This is a genomic window from Mycobacterium sp. MFM001, assembly GCF_003402475.1.
Classification (GTDB): Bacteria; Actinomycetota; Actinomycetes; order Mycobacteriales; family Mycobacteriaceae; genus Mycobacterium.
The window spans coordinates 1-19901 of record NZ_BFAB01000004.1; the positions used below are offsets into that span (position 1 = coordinate 1).

A 19901-nucleotide genomic window follows, 5' to 3' on the forward strand; every position below is an offset into this window, starting at 1 on the left:
CACCTCACCCTGACACTGAGGTGACGGTATCGTGGCTATCCCACTGCGGATATGTGGTGGATGGTGGCTACGTCCTCACTCGCACCCAATCCGTCGGCGATTACGCCGCGGCAGTTCTATCGATGGCTGGGACGCCGCTCAGCGCTCAAGAGATCATCGACCGTTTCGTTTACGACCGCAGCGTCGGCTCAGTCCGAAATGCGATGGCCACCGACGAGCGCTTCGAGCGCGTCGACCGTGATCGCTGGGCGCTGAAGGAGTGGGGCATGGAGGCGTACTCCGGGATCCGCTCTTTGATTCGGGAGCAGGTAACTCGAAAGGGTGGCCGCATCAATCTCAATGAGCTGATCGAGTACATCACCGGCCGCTATAGCGTGAGCGCCAATAGTGTCATCACGTACGCCAGCTCACCGCCGTTTGAGCACCGTGACGGAGTCGTGCGGCTCGCTGGTACTGGCCATGAGGTTCGCAAGTCTCCGCAGCGGACGCGCCGCCTCTTCCGCCATGCGGGCGCATGGGCCTACAGGATCCGAGTTACGAAAGACCACCTGCGTGGAAGTGGCTCTGTCGCACCGATGGCCATCGCAACCATCCTCAATCTCAAATTTGGTGAGACCCGACAGCTTGAGTCGCCGCTCGGTCCGCAAACGATCGCTTGGACAGGCACCCAGCCGTCATTTGGAACTGTCCGCCGCTTCTTGATGAAAGGCGACATAGCAGCTGATACCGACGCATTTCTGGTGATCCACGATGACGGCAAGTTCAGCTTTGAACCTGCACGGGAGCTCACCGGCAATCCTCTAGTCGACGTCCTTAGCCTCATCGGCGCACCCATTACCACCGACCGCCACACTGCACGCATAGCGGTAGCGACGGCTGTAGGGCTGCCAGAGACGGCGCCAGTCACAAGCGTTATCGGGACCTACCGGGAGCGTGGAGATGGCGACGTTGCAGACCTGCTTACGAGCGTCCGCGGGTACCTAGAGACCGGTAATACCTTCGAGCAGCACAAACACAGCGCTGAAGTCGACGAGATACTGGACCTCCTGTGACCCCAGCTCCAACCGGGCTACGCTCCCTTAACCTGAACGAGCGATATCGCAGCGACCAAGAAGATGTTGTTGCGAACTTCTATGTGCCAGCGTTTGGGGCCGCCTCAAGTTACACCCGCGCCGTCGGCTACTTCACGTCTACGAGTTTGGCGTTGTGTGCCCGCGGCATCGAGACTTTCGTCAAGCGTGGTGGTTCTATGCGACTCATCGCCTCTCCCCACCTCAATGAAGACGACATCCTCGACATCGAGCGCGGCTATGACACGCGGGCGGTAATTGAGCGTGCAACGATCCGCGAATTGGATTTAGAGAATCCGGACCAGTTCGAAAAGGTGCTCGACGGGCTCGGCATGCTCGGTCGACTGATTGCCGAGGGACGGCTGGACATAAAGCTGGCATTCGTGGAACGCGAAGGGCGCGTAGGCATTTACCACGAGAAGATCGGCGTCTTTCGCGACGATGTCGGCGATCTCGTCGGCTTCACCGGCAGCAGCAACGAAACCTACGGCGGGCTGATGGCTAATTTTGAGTCAGTCGAGGTTTATCGCGGCTGGATCGCAGGCGACGGCAGCCGCGCGCTCCGTTTAGAAGCGGATTTGAATGCGCTTTGGTCGAACCAAACGCCGCACCTTAGGGTGGAGCGCTTTCCCGAGATAGCACGGGAGCGGCTTATACGGATTGCCCACGATCGCCTGCACAAGCCGCTACCGGGCCGGGATGACGCATTGGCCCCTCCTGTGATAGAGGTCTACGAACCTAATCGCTTGGCGTTCCCGGGCTGGCTTACAGTCCGCGACTACCAACGTCATGCAGTTGAATCATGGCTGGGGAACCAGGGGCGCGGCGTGCTAAAGATGGCCACTGGAACTGGCAAGACAAAGACCGCGATGATGGCCGCCACCCAACTTGGCAACGCGCTACGACCACGCGAACAACCGCTGATTATCGTTGTCCTCGCCCCACTGCAACACCTTGTTGACCAGTGGGTCACGGAAATCCAACACTTCGGCGTACGGCCAGTGGCTGTCTATGAGTCGAGCCACAAGTGGCTCCCTATTGTTGAGGATCAACTCAATGAGGCCCGCATGGGCCAACGCCCTGTAACTGCGATGGTCGCCACAAACTCCTCGTTCGCTGGCGCCAAGTTCCAGTCAGTTCTGTCGCGGATCACACAGCCGCTGCTTGTGATTGCGGACGAAGCCCACAACCTCGGTTCACTGACGTACCGTGCGACGTTGCCCCCAAACGCGACATACCGACTAGCTCTCTCCGCAACCCCGGAGCGCTGGTTTGATGAGGAGGGCACCGATGCCCTTATTGACTACTTCGGCCCCATCGTGTTCGAACTCGGACTCGGTAAGGCCATCGAAATTGGGGCGCTCACCCGTTATCTCTATATCCCTCGGCTTGTTGAACTCGACGAAGCCGAGAGCAGTCTCTACGTCGACCTCACGAGTCAGATCGCGACACGGATCGCAGCGGGCGACGACCTGCAGAACGCCGACCCTACCTCGCCTCTTGGATTCCTGCTGCGCCAGCGGGCCGGCATCCTCGGCCATGCTCAGGGCAAGCTAGCTGCACTACGCGCCGATCTGAACGCACGGCGAGAGTCTTGGTTCCAACTTGTTTACTGCGCGGAGGGGCGTCGCCCAGCTGGGCCAGGGGAGCCGCTCGGCCCAAACCAGCTTCAGGAAGTGATGCATGCAGTAGGCAACGAGCTGCATCTCTCGGCGCACTCCTACGTCGCCGGAACCCCCCGAGCGGAACGCAAGGTTTTACTTCGCCGATTCGGCACTGGTGATGACCTACGAGTCCTGGTGGCGATGCGCTGCCTTGACGAGGGCGTCGATATCCCTGATGCCCGAACAGGTTACCTGCTCGCCAGTAGTTCTAATCCTCGTCAATTCATCCAGCGGCGTGGCCGCTTGCTGCGCCGAGCCGAGGGCAAAAACTGCGCCGAGATCATCGACTACTTAGCGGTCCCGCCGGCCGGGACACCCATCAACTTCGACATCGAGCGATCGCTACTTATCCGGGAATTACAGCGCGCCAACGACCCTGCTCAATGCGTTCACCTGGGCGCTTTACGGCACGATGTCCGACGACGTCGAGCAGCAGGAGCGGATGGTCACCGATAGCGTGTGGCGCGCTCTACCAATGGGTGACTCTATCGAAGTTGCAACAGAATTGCGCTTCGACCACGAGGGACAGGACTACCGCCTACTTCGACGCGCGTGCCTCCGTAAGGAATCCGACGCTCAAGGGCCCATTTCACCTGAGGTGCAACTCTGGGTGACGCGGCCAGACGGTTCCTCGGAGATCAGTCACGCACCACAAGAGACTATTTACAGCATCCTTCCTCGCGGCGTGAGCCGTTTCTTTTTCTTCAACGGCGAGCGCATCGAAAATCTTGTTAAAAAGGGCGCATACGCCGAGGTCCAGAAGGACATCAAGGTACTGCTGGACTTGGAGCAAGTCGAACGCGCAATTGCCCACCTGCCCAAGGTTGACCGCAAGTTAACTGCCAAGCTTAAGCAAGGGGGTGACACCGTCAGCAAGATCCAGGAAGCGATCGACGCACTGACTGAGCAGCAAGCAAAGGAGCGAGAAGAGCTCAAGCTCATCGAAGGCGACTTAGCGATCTTGGCGGAGGAGCGCGACCGCATCACGGACCTACTTCGCCAACACGCTGAGGCTGCACCGATCCAAGCCGAACGGGATGCGGTCACGAATGAGCTGAGTGAGGCCCGAGCGGCACGTGACGCAGCGCTCGCCGAACGAGCTCTGCTAGTCGCGACCCGTGGGTTCCAGGCCTTCACCGACACTTTGGGCGAAGCAACACAAGCGATGGCAGAGAACCTTTATCAGAAAGGCGCTCTCCCAGCGCCTCTCAAGCGAGAATTTGTCGACCAACTGCTGGAGGACGGAACGTGCATCTGCGGTACCTCGCTTGAGGAACACTCAGCGTCCTGGGACCACGTCAGGGAATGGCGTCAGCGTGCCGGATTACAGGCCGTCGAGACTGCCTGGCAGCAGCTCAGCGGCCAGATCGCTCCTCTATCTGGCGCACGAGACGAGCTGCGTGAATCCCTCGCCCAACTAATGAAACGCATTGGAGCCGAACGTGACCGAGTGACCCGTTTGGAAGAGCGCAAGTCCGAGCTTGATGGCAAGTTGAAGGATAGCCGGATGGAGGACGTTCAAGATCTGGAAACCAAACGCATGGATTTGGAGAACCGGATCGGCATCAAGAACCAACGCAAGGGTGCCATCGAAAACGACCTACGGACGATCGCGAAAGAGATCGACCAAAAAACCAAGGATCGCTCACGCGCAGAGGTCACGGATGAGTTGGCGGCCAAGGCGCGCTCGCGCTCGGATCTTGTGCAATCCGTTAAGCGCGCGCTTGAGGAAATCCTCTCGATCCGGGAGGAAGAGATGCGCAGGCGCCTCGACGCCGAACTCAAGGCGGTGTTCAAGAGCATCACTCACCAGAACCACATCCCGACCCTAAGCGCGGGGTTCGAGCTGACGCTGCACAAGGATGTGGGCGGCGTACAACTGCAGGTACCGAAGTCGACTGGTGAGAACCAAATCTTGAGCCTCAGCTTTGTGGCGGCTGTCTCGAAGCTTGCCCGCGAAATTCGCAAGGAGCGACGCGCTGAGGGTGAATCCGCCCATGATTCAGGGACGTATCCCATCGTGATGGATGCGGCGTTTGGGTCGCTTGACGAGGATTACCAAGAGGCAGTCTCGCGAGCACTGGCCAAGATGGCTCCACAGCTCGTGGTGCTGGTAAGTAAAAGCCAAGGTCTCGGCAAGGTCGTGACTGAACTCATGCCCTATGTAAGCCACCTCGGCGTGATCGTGACTCACTCAACCGCCCCAGGAAACGCGGCCGACGATATCGAGCTTGGGGGCATGTCGTATCCATACATTCGCTCCGCCGAATCAGACCACTCCCAACTGGAGGTAATCAAATGAGCATCGCGCCCTCCGAAGTTCGCGTACGCCGGCCACAGCAGCACGAGGCGCTGATGCAGGAGCTTCAGAATGACGCCAAGTTCCCCACATACCGCGACATCTTGCTGTTCGCGGCGGCGGTCGGCTACCGCCAGGAGCGCCGAGTCCCATTCAGTAATGCAGGCGGTGACCCGATCCGGTACGAGCCAACCATGACGGCACCACCCTTCAGCGACACGCTTATTAATATGATCGCTGCAAACGAAGTCGCTGACGATCCGGAGATCATGGACGTCACACGTCTCGAGGAACGCGTCCGAATCTTCGAAGAGTACGCAAACGGGGGTCTGGAATACCTCCAAGAACAAATCAACGTCCGGCATAAGCCAGCCGATCTAGTAGTCGTAGATCTAGTGACCGAAGCGTTTGCCGACGATGGTGGCGCCAAACCAGCGTCGGTCGATGAGTTGCTGGGTGGAGTCACCTGGGGTTAGTCAGATGGCACGGCATCGAAGTCTCGAGCACCGACTCAAAACGTCAGCCGGCTACTTCGGTGCCGGCATAAGGCCACATAGTCGTTCTGAGATTCCCTCCCAATCAATTTCGGGCGTCAGATGACTCCAGGAGAACCGCAGCGCGCCAGAAATCTGCTCGGCAGGCAGCTTCGCGGCCTTCAATACATGGCTGGGCTCGTAGCTCTGCGATGTGCACGCGGATCCATTAGAAACAGCAGCCACATCCTTGAGTGCCACAATCGCTGCCTCCGAATCCACTCCCGGCACAGAAATGTTCAGGGTGTGGGCGATGGTCCGGTCAATGTCTCCATTGACCGCTATGCCCAACGGCTTTAGTGCGGCTAAAGCCTGTGCCTGCATCGCCTGGCAACGCTTCCTACGGCTGACCTTCTCATCTATCGCGAGAGCCGAGGCCATACCCAATCCCGCGATGAGCGCGACCGGAAGAGTGCCCGGCCGAAGCCCACGCTCTTGCCCACCGCCGAACATCAACGGCTCAATAGGTATTCGGTTGAACTTTCGTCGACGTGCGATGAGAGCACCAATTCCCTTAGGACCATAGATCTTGTGGCCCGAGACAGATGTCAGGTCGATACGAGGATTACGGAGTAGATCGATTGTCTTGCCGAATGCTTGCGCAGCATCTACGTGGAGGAAAGCCTCGTGACCGGATAGGCAGCTGGCGATTTCCTCGATGGGTTGAATAACTCCAGTCTCGTTATTGACACCCATGACGGAGACGACGAGCGTATCGGGACGGAGAGCCGCGCGGATGTGATCCGGTTTAACCCACCCACCGCGGGTGGGCGGCACTAGCGACACCTCGAATCCGCGATGCGATAACTGTTCGAGGGGTTCAAGCACAGCCTTGTGCTCAATCTGTGTAGAGATGATGTGCTTGCGCCCATTGCGTTCGCCAAACAGCGCCAGGCCTAGGAGAGCAAGGTTATTGCTCTCAGTAGCACCGCTTGTGAAGACCACCTCATCAGGGTGAGCGTCAACCACCTCCGCTACTTGCCTACGGGCGAGTACCACCCGTTCTTTGGCGACTTGCCCATACGTATGGGTCCGGCTCCCCGCGTTGCCGAACTCCTCGCAAGTCCACTTCAGGACCTCCTTGGCCACTCGTGGTTCGGCGGGCGTCGTTGCATTGCAGTCGAGGTATACCGGCCGCGAAGGGTCAGAAAGTTCCAACTCCGCTGGCGTGTCGGTGGGCGCGGTTACGGTCATCTGTCAAATCGTACGTGTAGGTTGCGACACAAGTACGGAACAACACGGCGTCGAATACGGATCACAACTTCCGTACACCGCCAGACGAGAGGATCAGAATCATGCCCACAGCTCAGCTGGAAGTTCCCCGCGGCGCAGCCAACCGCCGTTCAAGCCCATACGAATACGTCTTTCCCGCGATCCGAGGGGTCCAGGCAGGTCGCGAGTACTACGTCACGATGTGTCCACTACGCCTGATTCCACGTCTGTTCCTGTTCGACGAGGAGGAACTTCCACCCGAGATGCGCGCGCAACGCACCCTCAACAAGGGTCGTGTGCCTGAGATGTCGCGGTACATCATCGAGAACCCCGACAGTTACATCTTCTCGGCACTTACAGCATCTGTGAACACAGACGTCCAGTTCGAGCCCATCGACGGTGCCACGGGATCCGGCGAACGGGTTGGAACGTTGTCGATCCCGATGTCTGCGCGGTTCGTTATCAACGACGGCCAGCATCGTCGAGCAGCAATCCAGCATGCACTTATGGAGAGCCCGGAGCTGGGCGACGAAAGTATTGCGATCGTCCTGTTCCTCGATGTGGGGCTCGAGAGGTGCCAGCAGATGTTCGCTGATCTGAATCGGCACGCAGTCCGACCGTCCAAGTCGATCGGTGTCCTCTACGACCACCGAGACGAGATGTCGACCATCGCCAAGCTCGTGGTCGTCCGCTCCTCATTCTTCAGCGACCTCACGGAGATGGAAACGAGCAACCTCTCAACACGTTCACGGAAACTCTTTACCCTTTCCGCGCTGTACAACGCGATCAAAGCACTACTGGATGGCATCGAGCCCGGGTCACTAGAGCGGCGGGTCGACCTCGCCACCGCTTATTGGGAAGCTGTCTCCCAGCAGTTCCCCGAGTGGCAGCAAGTACGCGCGCGGGAAGTCAGCGCCGGCGAAGTCCGGCGAGACTTCATCCATAGCCATGGGATCGTTCTTCAGTCATTAGGCAAGGTCGGGAATGCACTGCTGCGCGAAAGCACAGATCCGCTCGAATGGCCGGACATCCTCAAGAAGCTAAGGAACATTGACTGGCATCGCTCCAACGCCGCCTTGTGGGAAGGCCGCGCAACGGTCGGTGGAAAGGTCAGCAAGGGTGCGGCGAACGTCCTACTGACCGCTGCGCGCATCCGCCAGTGCCTCGGATTGCCGTTACCGCCCGACGAGCAGCAGGCAGAGGATGGCTTTAACAGGGGTGAAAAATGAAGCGTCAGTTGCCGATTCAGCCCCGCACCTATTCCGCCTTCGATGAGCTAGGTTACGCGGGCGCCATCGACGCCGTTGTCGAACAGACGCAGCGTCTCTATCGAGCCGATTCCGTCCCGTGGGTGGTCGGCTACTCGGGCGGTAAAGACTCGACGGCCGTCCTCCAGTTGGTTTGGATGGCAATCGCAGCGTTGCCCGAGACACAGCGCGTCAAGCCAGTACACGTCATCAGTACAGACACACTCGTTGAAAACCCGGTAGTAGCAGCGTGGGTAACGCACTCTTTGGAAGTGCTTGAAGAGCAAGCACGCAACCAAGGCCTGCCAATCTCTCCACATCGCTTGACACCTGCGGTGTCAGACACATTCTGGGTCAACCTCATCGGCAAAGGTTATCCAGCTCCCCGGCCGAAATTTCGATGGTGTACAGAACGCTTGAAGATCAAGCCTTCGAACACATTCATTCGAGGAATGGTTCGCTCACATGGGGAAGCCATCCTTGTCCTCGGCACACGCAAAGCGGAGAGCAGCGGTCGATCGCACCGTATGACAGCTCTAGAGTCCCGGCGAGTTCGTGATCTGCTGAGCCCCAACGATTCCTTGCCAAACTGCTTGGTGTACTCGCCAATTGAGAACTGGTCAAATGACGATGTGTGGACATTCTTAATGCAAGCGGCAAACCCTTGGGGCTACTCGAACAAGGAACTGCTCACCATGTATCAGGGCGCATCGCCTGACGGAGAGTGCCCGCTGGTGGTTGACACTACCACCCCAAGCTGCGGCGACAGCCGATTCGGTTGCTGGACATGCACTTTGGTCGACAAAGACAAGTCAATGTCCGCGATGATCCAGAACGATGAAGAGAAGGAGTGGATGCTGCCGCTCCTAGAGCTTCGGAATGATCTCGACCTTGCTGATGACCGGCACCTGCGCGATTTTCGCCGGATGAATGGCTCCGTGCAACTGTTCCACGATAAGCCGATCCCCGGACCCTATACGCAAGAGGCCCGCGAGCGCTGGCTCACCCGTCTGCTTGAAGCACAGTCGTGGATCAGGCAGAACGGGCCATCGTATGTCCGTTCCCTTGAACTCATCACGCTCGCCGAGCTGGAAGAAATCAGACGGATCTGGGTCGTCGAGAAGCACGAGTTCGAAGACAATCTACCGCGTCTGTACCAGCAAGCACTTAATGAGCCCTATCCTGGCAGGCCATTGGATGAGCACCTTCCGCTCGGATCTGAAGCCATCGAAGTACTAAAGGAAGTAACTGGCGAAGACCAGTTGCACTTCGAGCTCGTGAGGGAGTTGCTTGATATTGAGCAACGACATCGCTCGCGTGCGCGCAGATCTGGCCTGTTCGAATCTTTGGAGAAGGCACTCCGCCGCGGCTTCTACGAAGATGAGTCTGACGCCACGGCGCGTGCACTTAATCGGAGATCCGCACTGGCCGGCCCACCGAGGCGTGGCGACGACGAGCCGGATCCACTCGACCTGCTGGACGGCTTCGTCCGGCAGTCGACAAGTCGCCGAGGCGAAAAATGATCCTTGACCGACTAGTACTGCACAACGTGGGCACGTTCGGCGGGCGACACACCATCGAACTCGCACCACCCACTCCAACCAAACCGGTCGTTCTGATTGGGGGTCTAAACGGAGCCGGCAAAACCACTGTCCTGGAAGCCATACATCTCGTGTTGTATGGGTCGCTGGCGCAGGTTTCTGGCCGCCGGGTCGGCGGCTACGAGAGCTATCTGCGGGGTCTTATCCACAATGGGGTGCCGCATAGTGAAGGCGCTGCGATCGAGCTGACTTTTCACGCCTATCAGGAGGGCGCCGAGCGTGAGTACTGGGTGCGACGCAGTTGGCGAAGCACTGGAGCCTCTATTCGCGAGATACTACTGGTGTCGGTCGACGGTCGACACGATGGCGCCTTGACGGCCACTTGGAATGAACACGTCAATTCCTTTCTCCCCCGGGGCATTGCGGGCCTCTTCTTCTTCGATGGCGAACAGATCGAAGCCCTCGCTGACATGGAGCGCTCAAAGGAAGTGCTTGCGTCCGCACTAGCCGCGCTCCTAGGCATCGAGTTGGTCGACCAGCTCTCAACAGACCTTGCAGTCCTGCGTCGACGCCACCAAGGAGCACGGGTACCGAGCGAACTCCGGGCGACGATCGAAGAGTGCCAACGTGCAGTGACGGCTGCGCGACGCGAGGAAGAGTCCGCATCGCAAAGAGTGGCCGCTCTCCATGTAGAAGTTGAGAGGGCAGAGAAGTCCCACTTTGAAGTGAGCGAGCGCTATCGATCAGCAGGCGGTGATCTTGTTGATCGACGAGAAGCAGCTGAAGCAACTGTCCTCCAGCTACGTGATGACTTGATCCGCGCCAGTGAATCTCTTCGAGAAGAGCTCGGCGGCAGCGCGCCGTTACTTCAAGTACGCGATGTGCTAGCGGATATGTCGGTGCAAGCCTGTGACGAGGCAGAAGCGGCACGCAATCGGCTCCTAGCCGAAACGTTCGCCGAACGAGACTTGGACATCCTCAACCTTCTTCGCGACGCGAAAGCAAAAGTCTCACTGGTTAAGACAGTTGAATCTTTTATGGCAGCAGATCGCGAACAGCGACACGCTTCCACGAATGTCGCCGAAGTCGTTGGCATGCCAGACGCCGGAGCGATAGGACATCTTCTGGAGGCGGGCCTGCCCGATGCGCAGAAGCGATTGGATGTTCTCATCGAACAAATCGCTGCGCTTCAGTCTCGCCTCGACGACGCTGAGCGCGTGCTCGCGGCCATGCCGGACCCGGAAGCATTGGCCCCATTGTTCAGTGCACGCGAGGATGCCTCGGCAAAGTTGGTGCAAAAGCGTGCGGAGCTGGCTCATGCGGAGGAGCGCTTGAAGGCTTTGCGGGAAGAGCGGACCGCCGCTGACGGCGCATACGAAGCAGCGCTCAACAATGCTGCTCAAGCCAACCTTGCCGTTGATGACGAACGTCGCCTCGTAGAGCACGTCGACCGTGTCCGCACAACCCTCGAAGCGCTGCGCGCTGCGGCCAGTCGCCGGCATGTTGGACGGATTTCACAACTGATCCTTGAAGCGCTAAACCACCTTCTCCGTAAGGAAAAGCTGATTACGGAGGTACACATCGATCCAGATACCTTCGTAATCCAACTGACTGGCCGCGACTCACGTCCGCTGGCAGCGCAGGACCTGTCAGCGGGTGAACGCCAGCTGCTGGCAGTAGCTCTGCTGTGGGGGCTAGCTCGTGCATCAGGCCAGCCGCTCCCGGTTGTCATCGACACCCCGCTAGGCCGGCTCGACGGCTCTCACCGCGGTCATCTGATCGAGCGGTACTTTCCGTACGCGAGTCATCAAGTGATCCTCTTGTCGACTGATACGGAAATCGATGACGAAGCGTACAAGCGGATTGCCAAGCATGTTGGTCGCTCATATCAGCTTGTGTTCGATCCCACCGAAAACTCAACGTCCATCCAAAACGGATACTTTGGGGGGTAGAAATGGCCATCGAACACATACGCCTTTCTCAAACTGCACGCGATCAACTCGTGACACTCAAGCGCAGGACGGGCATTGCACACTGGAATGTGTTGTGCCGCTGGGCGTTTTGTCGTTCTCTTGCAGAGCCGGCACCGCCTCCAACAGTCAAGTTGGTCCTCGATAGCAACGTCGAGATGTCCTGGCGGGTGTTCTCAGGCGATCTAGGTGATATCCTCTGGGCCCTTCTACGGTTCAGGTGCCACCGAGATGGTTTGCCTCTCGACGATGAAACACTTGCAAATCAATTCCGCCTGCACCTGCATCGTGGCATCGGCTATCTCGTTGGCGACCCGCGTGTGACGAACGCCGTGGGGCTAGCCGAATTAGCTCACACAGTGACGTCGGCTGCATGACAACGCCGGTTAAACGCCATCGAACGGCGTTGAGCCGCTCAGCACTATCACGGCCGTTTGCCGTCGCGGAAGCAGATCAGCTGCTCGACCGCTCGCGGTCGATCTTCGATTATGGCTGCGGAAGGGGCGACGACTTGCGCCACCTCAAAGCGCTGGGCTACGACGTTGAGGGTTGGGATCCGACGCACCGCTCAAGCTCGTGCCGCCGCGAATCCGACATCGTGAATCTGGGCTACGTCATCAACGTCATCGAGAACCTGGATGAGCGAGCTCAAACTTTACGATCTGCATGGGCGCTAGCGCGCCATCTCCTTGTCGTGTCTTCGCGATTGACTTGGGACGCACGTGATCTCGCGGGCCAGCCGTTCGGCGACGGAATCCTAACGCGGTCAGGCACCTTCCAAAAGCTATACGAGCAACAGGAACTCGCCACGTGGATAGAGAACACTCTGGGAACGCGACCGTACGCTGCGGCGCCTGGGATCTTCTACGTCTTCCGCAACCAGGCGGACGCCCTGCAGTTTCTGTCGACGCGGGTTTATACCTACCGACCACGTGTCCGCATTGACCCGCATGCCCTGTATGAAGCCAACCAGGAAGTACTCGCTCCCCTCTTCCGCTTCCTAAGTGACCATGCGCGCCCGCCGCGCGCCGGCGAACTTAGTGCCGACGAACTCTCCGCGATAAACGATGCAGTCGGCAGCGTTGCCCGTGGGAACCACCTTATTCGTCACGTGACGGGCGATGCGTATTGGGAACGAGTGAGCATCCAGAGGCAGGCTGAGCTCCTGGTCTACATCGCCCTGTCACGGTTCAGAGGCCGACCACGAATTAGCCAGTTAAGTAAGACCCTTGCAACAGACATCAAAACCCTCTTTGGCACTTACAACACAGCCTGTCTCAAAGCGGATCGGTTACTTCTTGCATGCGGTGATCCCGCGATGATCCTCGTAACCGCACGCAGCTCAGCCGTGGGAAAGCAGACTCCTACCTCACTGTATGTTCACCGCAGCGCGCTTGGAGAACTCCCGCCCTTGATGCAAGTCTATGAGGGCTGCGCCCGCGTACTTTCTGGAACGGTTGCCAGCGCCAACATTATCAAACTGTCTGTGACCCAACCTCAGGTCTCATATCTGAGTTATCCCACTTTTGATCGTGATGCGCACCCGTTGCTCTCTTCTTCGGTGACTGTCAACCTACGAAAACTGACAGTCGATTGGCGGGACTACAGCGCTTCGGAAAACCCGCCGTTACTGCACCGCAAGGAAGAATTTGTTGGCTGTGACGACCCGCGTCGCGAACTTTATTCGCGACTGACGCGCGCAGAGATCAAGGCCGGCCTCTACCAAAATCCGGAACTTATTGGCACCGCTCGTGGATGGTCAAGCACTTTGGCCGCCGTGAATGCTCGCCATAAAGGCCATCGTCTCGTAGTTGGATAGTAGTTAGCTAGGGACCTACGTCTCCGTTCTTCCTTGGATCTGAAGAAATTCAATGTCGTGGCTGATTGGCTATGTCGGCGGCCAGCTATTTGATGCGCCGATTGATGCCGTCGCGGATAACGGCACGGGTGTTGCATCCAGGGGTGCTCATTACCGTTGGTTATCGAAGGACCCGCCGCGAGTTCGGCTGCCGGTCGGGCTGGGTTGAGCCGCTGGACGATTCGATCGCCATGTCCGAGGTGATTGCATCGAACCGGCACGCGTGTCGGACCGACACTAAGCGAAGACCACCGATTATGTGCCTGTGCCGGGAGTACGGTTTGCACAGTGGTCGTGGTGATGGCGACTGTGGTGGAAGGGTGTCAGTGGCTCGGCTTGAATCAGATGTATTGGATGACTTCACTGCGCGGCTGGAAGATTCCGACGCTGTGCCGGCGGCCGTGGTCGACCAGTTGCGTACCCTGCTCGCCGGCGACAAGCTCCCCAAGCCCGAGGTGCTGGTCGCGCTGTACAACGCCCAAAGTGGGGACCGCCTCACATGATTCAGCTCAAGGCCATCCATATCGAGGAGTTCCGCGGCATCCGGCGGTTGGACCTGAGCCTGGATTGCACATCGTTCGTTGTGGTGGGGCCGAACGGCTCAGGCAAGAGCGGTGTGGTCGACGCAATCGACTTCGCGCTTACGGGTAACGTCGCTAGGCTCAGCGGCTCCGGCACCGGTGGTGTCACCTTGCTCAAGCACGGTCCACATGTGCACCAGCGCGACAACCCAGCAGCGGCGAAAGTCGCGTTAACGATCGTGGACACGGCCAGCGGCCAGAGCGGCGTGTTGACTCGGTGTGTCAAGACACCCGGACAGCACACCCTCGAGCCCAATACACCCGAGTTGGTTGCTGCGGTGCAGTGGGCGGCCGAGCACCCCGAGCTGACGCTGTCCCGGCGGGAGGTCATCAAGTACGTCAGCACCGAACCGGGTAAGCGTGCCCAGGAGGTGCAGGCGCTCCTCAAACTGGACCGTATCGACGAGACGCGCCGGCTTCTGCGCACCGCGATGTCCAAAGCCTCAACCGAGGAGAAGCGCACAGGCACAGAAGTTTCCAGCGCCGAAGATGGCTTCCGGCGCCATCTCGATCTGGCGTCGCTCTTGGAGACCGAGGTGCTCGGTGCGATCAACAGGCATCGCGACGTGCTGGGTCTCGACCCGCTGCAGTCGGTCACCCCAGAAACCGATTTGAGCGCAGGAGCCGCGGAACCCGGGGAACAGTCTGGCTTTAACAAGAGCTCTGCGCTGCAGGACATTAAGGCGCTGTCCGATTACGTCCGGGATCACGGCGAACTGTCCACTGCCGCTGAGGATCTGTCCTCAGCCCTCACGGATCTGGAGGCCGATCCGACTATCCTGGATGCCCTCAAGCATCGCGCGCTGATGGAGACCGGTCTGCCGCTGGTCACCGATGCCGCATGTCCGCTGTGTGACCACCCATGGGATGACGTGCAGACGCTGCGTGCTCATCTTGAGTCCAAGCTGGTGCGCTCGGAAGCTGCTGCGGCCCTCCAACGCCGGGTGCAACAGGCAGCCGCAAGAGTACGGAGCCAGGTGCAACGTGCCCGAGGCCTGATCCAGGCCGCGCAGCCGCATGCCGTGGCGGTGGGGCGCAGCGGCCAACAGTCGGTGCTGGTTGACTGGCTGGCTGATCTGGCGGGCTTCGAGGCGAACATGAGCACCCTGGAGACAATCCGTGAGCAGGCGGCTCGTGTAAGCAGCGATCCGCTGGCGCGGCCTCCGACGTTGGCGGCGATCCTCACCGGCATTGGCGAGGCAGTCGACGCGCTGCCCGACCAGAGCGCGACCGCCAATGCGCGCACGGCACTCACGATCGCCCAAGAACGCTGGAATAGGCTTGGCCAAGCACGCGCAACGCGCAGGAAAGCGGTCGCGGCACACAATACGGCGAAGGCCATCTACGAGAGCTACAACGATGTGGCCGATACCGCGCTAACGACGCTCTACAAGAGCGTCGAGGATGACTTCAGCGACTACTATCGTCAGATCAACGCCGACGATGAGTCTTCTTTCAAGGCCGGCTTAGCGCCATCGGCTGGCAAGCTCGATCTGGAAGTCGATTTCTACGGCTTGGGTATGTTCCCGCCGACGGCCTATCACAGCGAAGGCCACCAGGACGGTATGGGCCTCTGCTTGTATCTCGCATTGATTCGGCAGCTGCTGCAGGACGATTTCCGATTTGCCGTGCTCGACGACGTGGTCACCTCGGTCGATACCAACCACCGCCGCCAGTTCTGCGCCCTGCTCAAGGACGTGTTTCCCGACGTCCAGTTCATCATCACCACACATGATGAAGTGTGGGCCCGGCAGATGCAATCCTCGGGGCTCGTCCACCGGCGAGCCAAGGCGCAGTTTCAGGGCTGGAATGTCGACCGCGGACCCATGTATGTGCAGGGGCAGGATCTCTGGGCACAAATCGATGCCGACCTGGCAAACGACGACGTGCCCGGCGCCGCTCACAAGCTTCGCCGCAATTTGGAGGCGTTGATGGCTGACATCGCAGCCTCACTTCACGCCAAGGTGATCTATCGCGCCGACAACAATTACGAGCTCGGCGCATTCCTGGACGGAGTGAAGAGCCGCTACAAAGGCTTGCTGAAAAAGGCTGCGGCATCGGCGAACTCATGGAACAACCAACCCGTCAAGCAACAGGTCATGGACCTCGATGCCGCCCGACTCGAAGTCGTGGGCGCCCAGGACGGAGAAAACTGGGCGATCAACGCCCTAGTGCACAACAACGACTGGGCCACGATGAGCAAGGCCGATTTCGCGCCAGTCGTCACGACCTGCAAAAAATTCCTCGACCTGTTCACTTGCAGCAACCCCACGTGTGACGGGTGGATTTACGTGGTAGAAGGGCCGGGTGGAGAAGACGCTCTGCGCTGCGGATGCGGAACGCTGAACTTGAATCTGCGCTCGAAATGACCTTTCTGATCGCGCCAGGCAAACCGATCCGCGCATACCTACACGGGTTGAGCTCGACTTCGTGGTCTTGACCTTGAGTCGATCGCCCAACTAATGCCCAGCGGTTTATCCGCCGTCCGGCTGCCGGCGCCCCGCCCTTGAGACTTCGCTGGCATGTTAGCGACGCGAGGGTGGCACAACTGCCGTCGACGCGTGAGCGTGTTCGGTACATTGGGTCGGTGAGGACGTTGTGACTTCGATCGAATGATCCCAGGAGTACAAACATGCCCGAAGACAAGAAGCTCACGCGTATACCCCTTGATTCCCTCGTCATTGGTCTTGGACAGATTCGCGTAACAAACGTCGACAAGGGTATCAACGAGCTTGCGCACAGCATCCGTGTGCAGGGACTCCTGGAGCCAATTGTGGTCTGTCCCTCGGCAGTCCAAGAAGGCAAGTATGAAGTTTTGGCTGGCCAGCGCCGCCTCCTAGCCTGCCAAAGGCTGGGTTGGACTGAAATCGACGCCATTGTGCAACAAGCGCCCACTGATGAATCTGCCGCCAAAGCCATCTCCCTCACAGAGAACTTGCTGCGCGCGGATCTAGCTCGGGTAGACAAAATTGACGCCTGTACTGACTTGTACCGCAAGTATGGAAGTGTAAAAGATGTGGTGGCTAAGACAGGTATACCAGAAAAAGAAGTTAAAGACTACGTCCTATGCCTAAGCAACAAAGTCAGATCGATGTTCACGACGCAGAGCTAAAATCACAATTGATCCGGTCGGTTGGAACTCATCGGGCAGATCGCGCACTTAGTCCCATCGAGGTCGCACACGCATTAGATTACTTTGCGTCCGCTAGTTCATTAAAAGCGATCTCAAAACAGATCGGGCTGGAGACCTCAACAGCCAGCCGTTTCTTGCGCCTGCTATCGCTGCCTTCGTCAGTGCAGTCTCTTGTTGAGTGGGGTACATCAGCCACGACTCTGTCGTTCTCGGTAGCGAGCGAACTCGCATCCCTTGGATCCAGTGCTGATCAGGAAGAGGCCGCTCGGCTTGCGTTACGCCACAAACTGACCAAGGATGAAGTTCGGCAGGCCGTGCAAGTTCATCGGCGTGCTGCAGCACCAATCGGCGAGGCAATTAGCGCCGTACTCGCGAGGCGAAAGCAAGTGCTTCAAGTAGATGTCTTTATTGGAGCAGTGCCAAAGCATTTGAGGTCTCGGGTCGCTGAATTAACGCAGTCAGAGCGTGACGGTCTTCTATCGCGACAATTGAACGAGGTGATACCTATCCACGCGAATGTTCGGATGACACCTCAACATTATACGATCAGTTCCGAAACACCCTTGCCAGGCGAACTCCTTAGCAAGCTTGACGATTACGTCGCCAATCGACTCACCCGACACTTTAATGCATGACATTTCGATCGCCGTTAGCCCGTCCGGGGCCATACTTCTCGGTCCAGCTGTCTCAGCGGACGGATTTCACCGTAGTTCAGAAATCCGGGTTCAGACTCATGTACATTCTGACCATTTGAATGGCTTCAACAGCAGCAAAGCATTTCAGACATTGCTGATGTCCAAGCCGACGGTCGATTTGCTCGTTAATCAGTTCGATGCCGACTTACCTTGGCGAACAAATATTGTAGGAGTGGAATGGTTTGAGCCGTACGTACTCCCAGATGGGACTTCTGTCGTTTTAATGCCCAGCGAGCACATGCTTGGAGCCGCTCAAGTGTCGGTCACACTCCCTTCCGGTCGGCGAATTGGCTACTCTGGCGACTTTAGTTGGCCGATGAATAGCCCTATTGCAGCCGAACAATTGGTCTTGGACTGTACGTATGGCTCGCGAAATTCCGTACGTTATTACTCACAAGGGGATGCTGATGATTCGTTGCTGCAGCTGGTCTGCGACAGCCTGAAATCAGGCCCGGTATTTCTCAAGTGCCATCGCGGTACGGTAGAGCGCGCGCTAAGCGTGCTTGAGGGTGATGTAGACGCTCCAGTAGTGACAAATCGAATGACTATCGCTGACATCAAGGTACACCGCGCAAATGGCTTTGCCATTGGGCCAGTGATTGACATTGAGTCGCCTGAGGGGCGATTAGTGTGTCAAAGCAGCCGCTATATACGCATATACGGTCGTGGAGACCCACAGAAGTTAGAGATTCCGCCCAACGCGAACAATATTGTCTTGAGTGCCATGATGGTCCCCGGCGACCAGGGTCCAATTGTCACTTATGGACCTCGGTCATACCGCATTGCTTTGTCCAATCACGCCGATTTTACAGGCACCCTCGAATATGTCGCCGCCACCGGAGCGTCGTTCGTGCTGGTGGATAATTCGCGGCACGGCAACGCCATTGAGCTGGCAGATGCCATCCGCACGGACCTAGGTATCGCGGCTGCGGCCTCTGAAGTTGTTACCGATTTCCGCTGGGGCGTATAGCATTCGGCAAGGACGCTCTTCCCAAAGACCGTTATCGACGTGCTCTCACCGACCGCGCCACGGTGCGTAGTAGACGGAAGAGAATTTGCGCGTTGCCGGAACCGTTCCTGGTTACCAATTTAGATTTCCCGCGGGCGGGGTTCCGGCAATTGGAGATGGTCCGCATCCGGGATAACTTAAAAATTTGAGGGCTCAAGGATTTTGGAAGCGTTCGTTGATAGACCCTCCTGGCCCAGCAGCAGGCCAAAAATGAGCTGGCCACCGAATATCTGCTTGGCGATCGCTACGCTAAGTTGTTCGGGCCATCCGAATATAGTCACCGTAGAGCGGAAGGACGACGCGATGACGACGCGGGCCACCGAGGCAAAGGGTAATGGCGCCTTTGAGGTCGTTCGTGTGGCTAGACTGCCCCCCATTACCCGGCTTTGCGTCACCAGGTCGACACCGACGCTCTGGTTGAGCCCCAACCGCCGTTTGGATCGTTCCTCTACTACTGATGCAAGAGGGTTTGGACCACGAGCGGGAATGCCCAGCGGACTATCGACGGCGCGGTAAGTCAATTCTGAAGGTTCCGCCATGCCGCGACGGTGAGCCGTTCTCGACCTGGGCACGGCGGATCGGAAATCCGTTCGAGGACGGCCCGGATGCGGCCTGCCAGGACCGTTTATGCACGACGGGATCTGCGGTATCAGCGATCCCGTCGAGCGCGCCGAGGAAGCAGACACCGTGTCGTATGAAGGGCTCGATGCCAAGCTGACGCGTGAGGCCGCGAAGCCGGGCCATATGCTGTGGCGCATACGGCGGCGTCGCTTCTTAGCGTCAGGCTCGTGCGCCCACTGATGCCACCGGAGCATGATCGCGTCCTGGGCGGTCTCATCGCGCAGATCCGCCCAGCTGGCCACCACCTCGGCGGTTGCGATCGCCATCGACGTGTCGTCGGTCCATTCGCCGGTCTCCCACATCGAACGACTACTCACGTCGTCGTCGATGTCGACCTTGACGTCGGCGCCCAACGGGGGTCCGAACTCGAACGGCGCGCCTAGTGTATCGCCGGCTGCGGTTCCCAGCAGAACTCCACACGCACGATCCAGTTGTGCTGCAGTCAATTCATTCGTTACCTCCTTCAAC

15 protein-coding genes and 1 pseudogene are annotated in these 19901 nt (G+C 58.5%); 14 read left to right on the forward strand and 2 right to left on the reverse strand.

Annotated elements, in window-relative coordinates:
• From MFM001_RS08075 to MFM001_RS08090, 4 genes and pseudogenes are all read left to right on the forward strand, one after another.
• A pseudogene (locus MFM001_RS08075) lies at positions 1-1052 on the forward strand (winged helix-turn-helix domain-containing protein); the annotation flags it as partial.
• On the forward strand, positions 1049-3190 hold the full coding sequence (locus tag MFM001_RS08080) for a DEAD/DEAH box helicase family protein (protein WP_116374760.1): 2142 nt from the start codon (positions 1049-1051) through the stop codon (positions 3188-3190). The pseudogene MFM001_RS08075 and the gene MFM001_RS08080, both read left to right, overlap by 4 nt.
• Complete coding sequence (locus MFM001_RS08085; RefSeq protein WP_116374761.1) at positions 3147-5036, forward strand: hypothetical protein; 1890 nt, start codon at positions 3147-3149, stop codon at positions 5034-5036. The genes MFM001_RS08080 and MFM001_RS08085 overlap by 44 nt, the downstream gene beginning before the upstream one ends.
• Entirely contained in the window at positions 5033-5509 is a 477-nt protein-coding gene (locus MFM001_RS08090) for a DNA phosphorothioation-associated protein 4 (protein ID WP_116374762.1), read from the forward strand. The genes MFM001_RS08085 and MFM001_RS08090 overlap by 4 nt, the downstream gene beginning before the upstream one ends.
• A 51-nt stretch (positions 5510-5560) precedes the next feature.
• Here the strand turns inward: MFM001_RS08090 and dndA are convergent, their stop codons facing one another.
• Positions 5561-6760 carry a cysteine desulfurase DndA gene (gene dndA / locus MFM001_RS08095; RefSeq protein ID WP_116374763.1) on the reverse strand — a complete coding sequence of 400 codons (1200 nt, stop codon included), beginning with the start codon at positions 6758-6760 and terminating at the stop codon, positions 5561-5563.
• Positions 6761-6861: 101 nt separating this feature from the next.
• On the opposite strand from dndA, the gene dndB reads away from it, so the two are divergent.
• From dndB to MFM001_RS24325, 10 genes are all read left to right on the forward strand, one after another.
• A complete protein-coding gene (gene dndB, locus MFM001_RS08100) occupies positions 6862-8007 on the forward strand; it encodes a DNA sulfur modification protein DndB (RefSeq protein WP_116374764.1) in 1146 nt (381 codons plus the stop codon).
• Positions 8004-9548, forward strand: a complete 1545-nt coding sequence (dndC, locus tag MFM001_RS08105; RefSeq protein ID WP_116374765.1) for a DNA phosphorothioation system sulfurtransferase DndC — start codon at positions 8004-8006, stop codon at positions 9546-9548. The genes dndB and dndC overlap by 4 nt, the downstream gene beginning before the upstream one ends.
• Positions 9545-11518 (forward strand): DNA sulfur modification protein DndD, encoded by a 1974-nt coding sequence (dndD, locus tag MFM001_RS08110; RefSeq protein ID WP_116374766.1) that lies wholly within the window; start codon positions 9545-9547, stop codon positions 11516-11518. Before dndC ends, dndD begins: the two co-directional genes overlap by 4 nt.
• A 2-nt stretch (positions 11519-11520) precedes the next feature.
• Entirely contained in the window at positions 11521-11913 is a 393-nt protein-coding gene (dndE, locus tag MFM001_RS08115; RefSeq protein ID WP_116374767.1) for a DNA sulfur modification protein DndE, read from the forward strand.
• On the forward strand, positions 11910-13355 hold the full coding sequence (locus MFM001_RS08120) for a DNA phosphorothioation-associated putative methyltransferase (RefSeq protein ID WP_116374768.1): 1446 nt from the start codon (positions 11910-11912) through the stop codon (positions 13353-13355). Before dndE ends, MFM001_RS08120 begins: the two co-directional genes overlap by 4 nt.
• 71 nt (positions 13356-13426) lie before the next feature.
• On the forward strand, positions 13427-13897 hold the full coding sequence (locus MFM001_RS24315) for a hypothetical protein (protein ID WP_142760680.1): 471 nt from the start codon (positions 13427-13429) through the stop codon (positions 13895-13897).
• A complete protein-coding gene (locus tag MFM001_RS08125; RefSeq protein WP_116374769.1) occupies positions 13894-16344 on the forward strand; it encodes an AAA family ATPase in 2451 nt (816 codons plus the stop codon). The genes MFM001_RS24315 and MFM001_RS08125 overlap by 4 nt, the downstream gene beginning before the upstream one ends.
• A 263-nt stretch (positions 16345-16607) precedes the next feature.
• Positions 16608-17087 carry a ParB/RepB/Spo0J family partition protein gene (locus tag MFM001_RS08130; protein ID WP_116374770.1) on the forward strand — a complete coding sequence of 160 codons (480 nt, stop codon included), beginning with the start codon at positions 16608-16610 and terminating at the stop codon, positions 17085-17087.
• A complete protein-coding gene (locus MFM001_RS24320; RefSeq protein ID WP_142760681.1) occupies positions 17042-17743 on the forward strand; it encodes a hypothetical protein in 702 nt (233 codons plus the stop codon). Before MFM001_RS08130 ends, MFM001_RS24320 begins: the two co-directional genes overlap by 46 nt.
• A 115-nt stretch (positions 17744-17858) precedes the next feature.
• Positions 17859-18773, forward strand: a complete 915-nt coding sequence (locus MFM001_RS24325; RefSeq protein WP_142760682.1) for a hypothetical protein — start codon at positions 17859-17861, stop codon at positions 18771-18773.
• Between the two features lie 176 nt (positions 18774-18949).
• On the opposite strand, the gene MFM001_RS08135 is transcribed toward MFM001_RS24325, so the two are convergent.
• Entirely contained in the window at positions 18950-19900 is a 951-nt protein-coding gene (locus tag MFM001_RS08135) for an ADP-ribosylglycohydrolase family protein (RefSeq protein WP_238159028.1), read from the reverse strand.
• Position 19901: the final 1 nt, after the last annotated feature.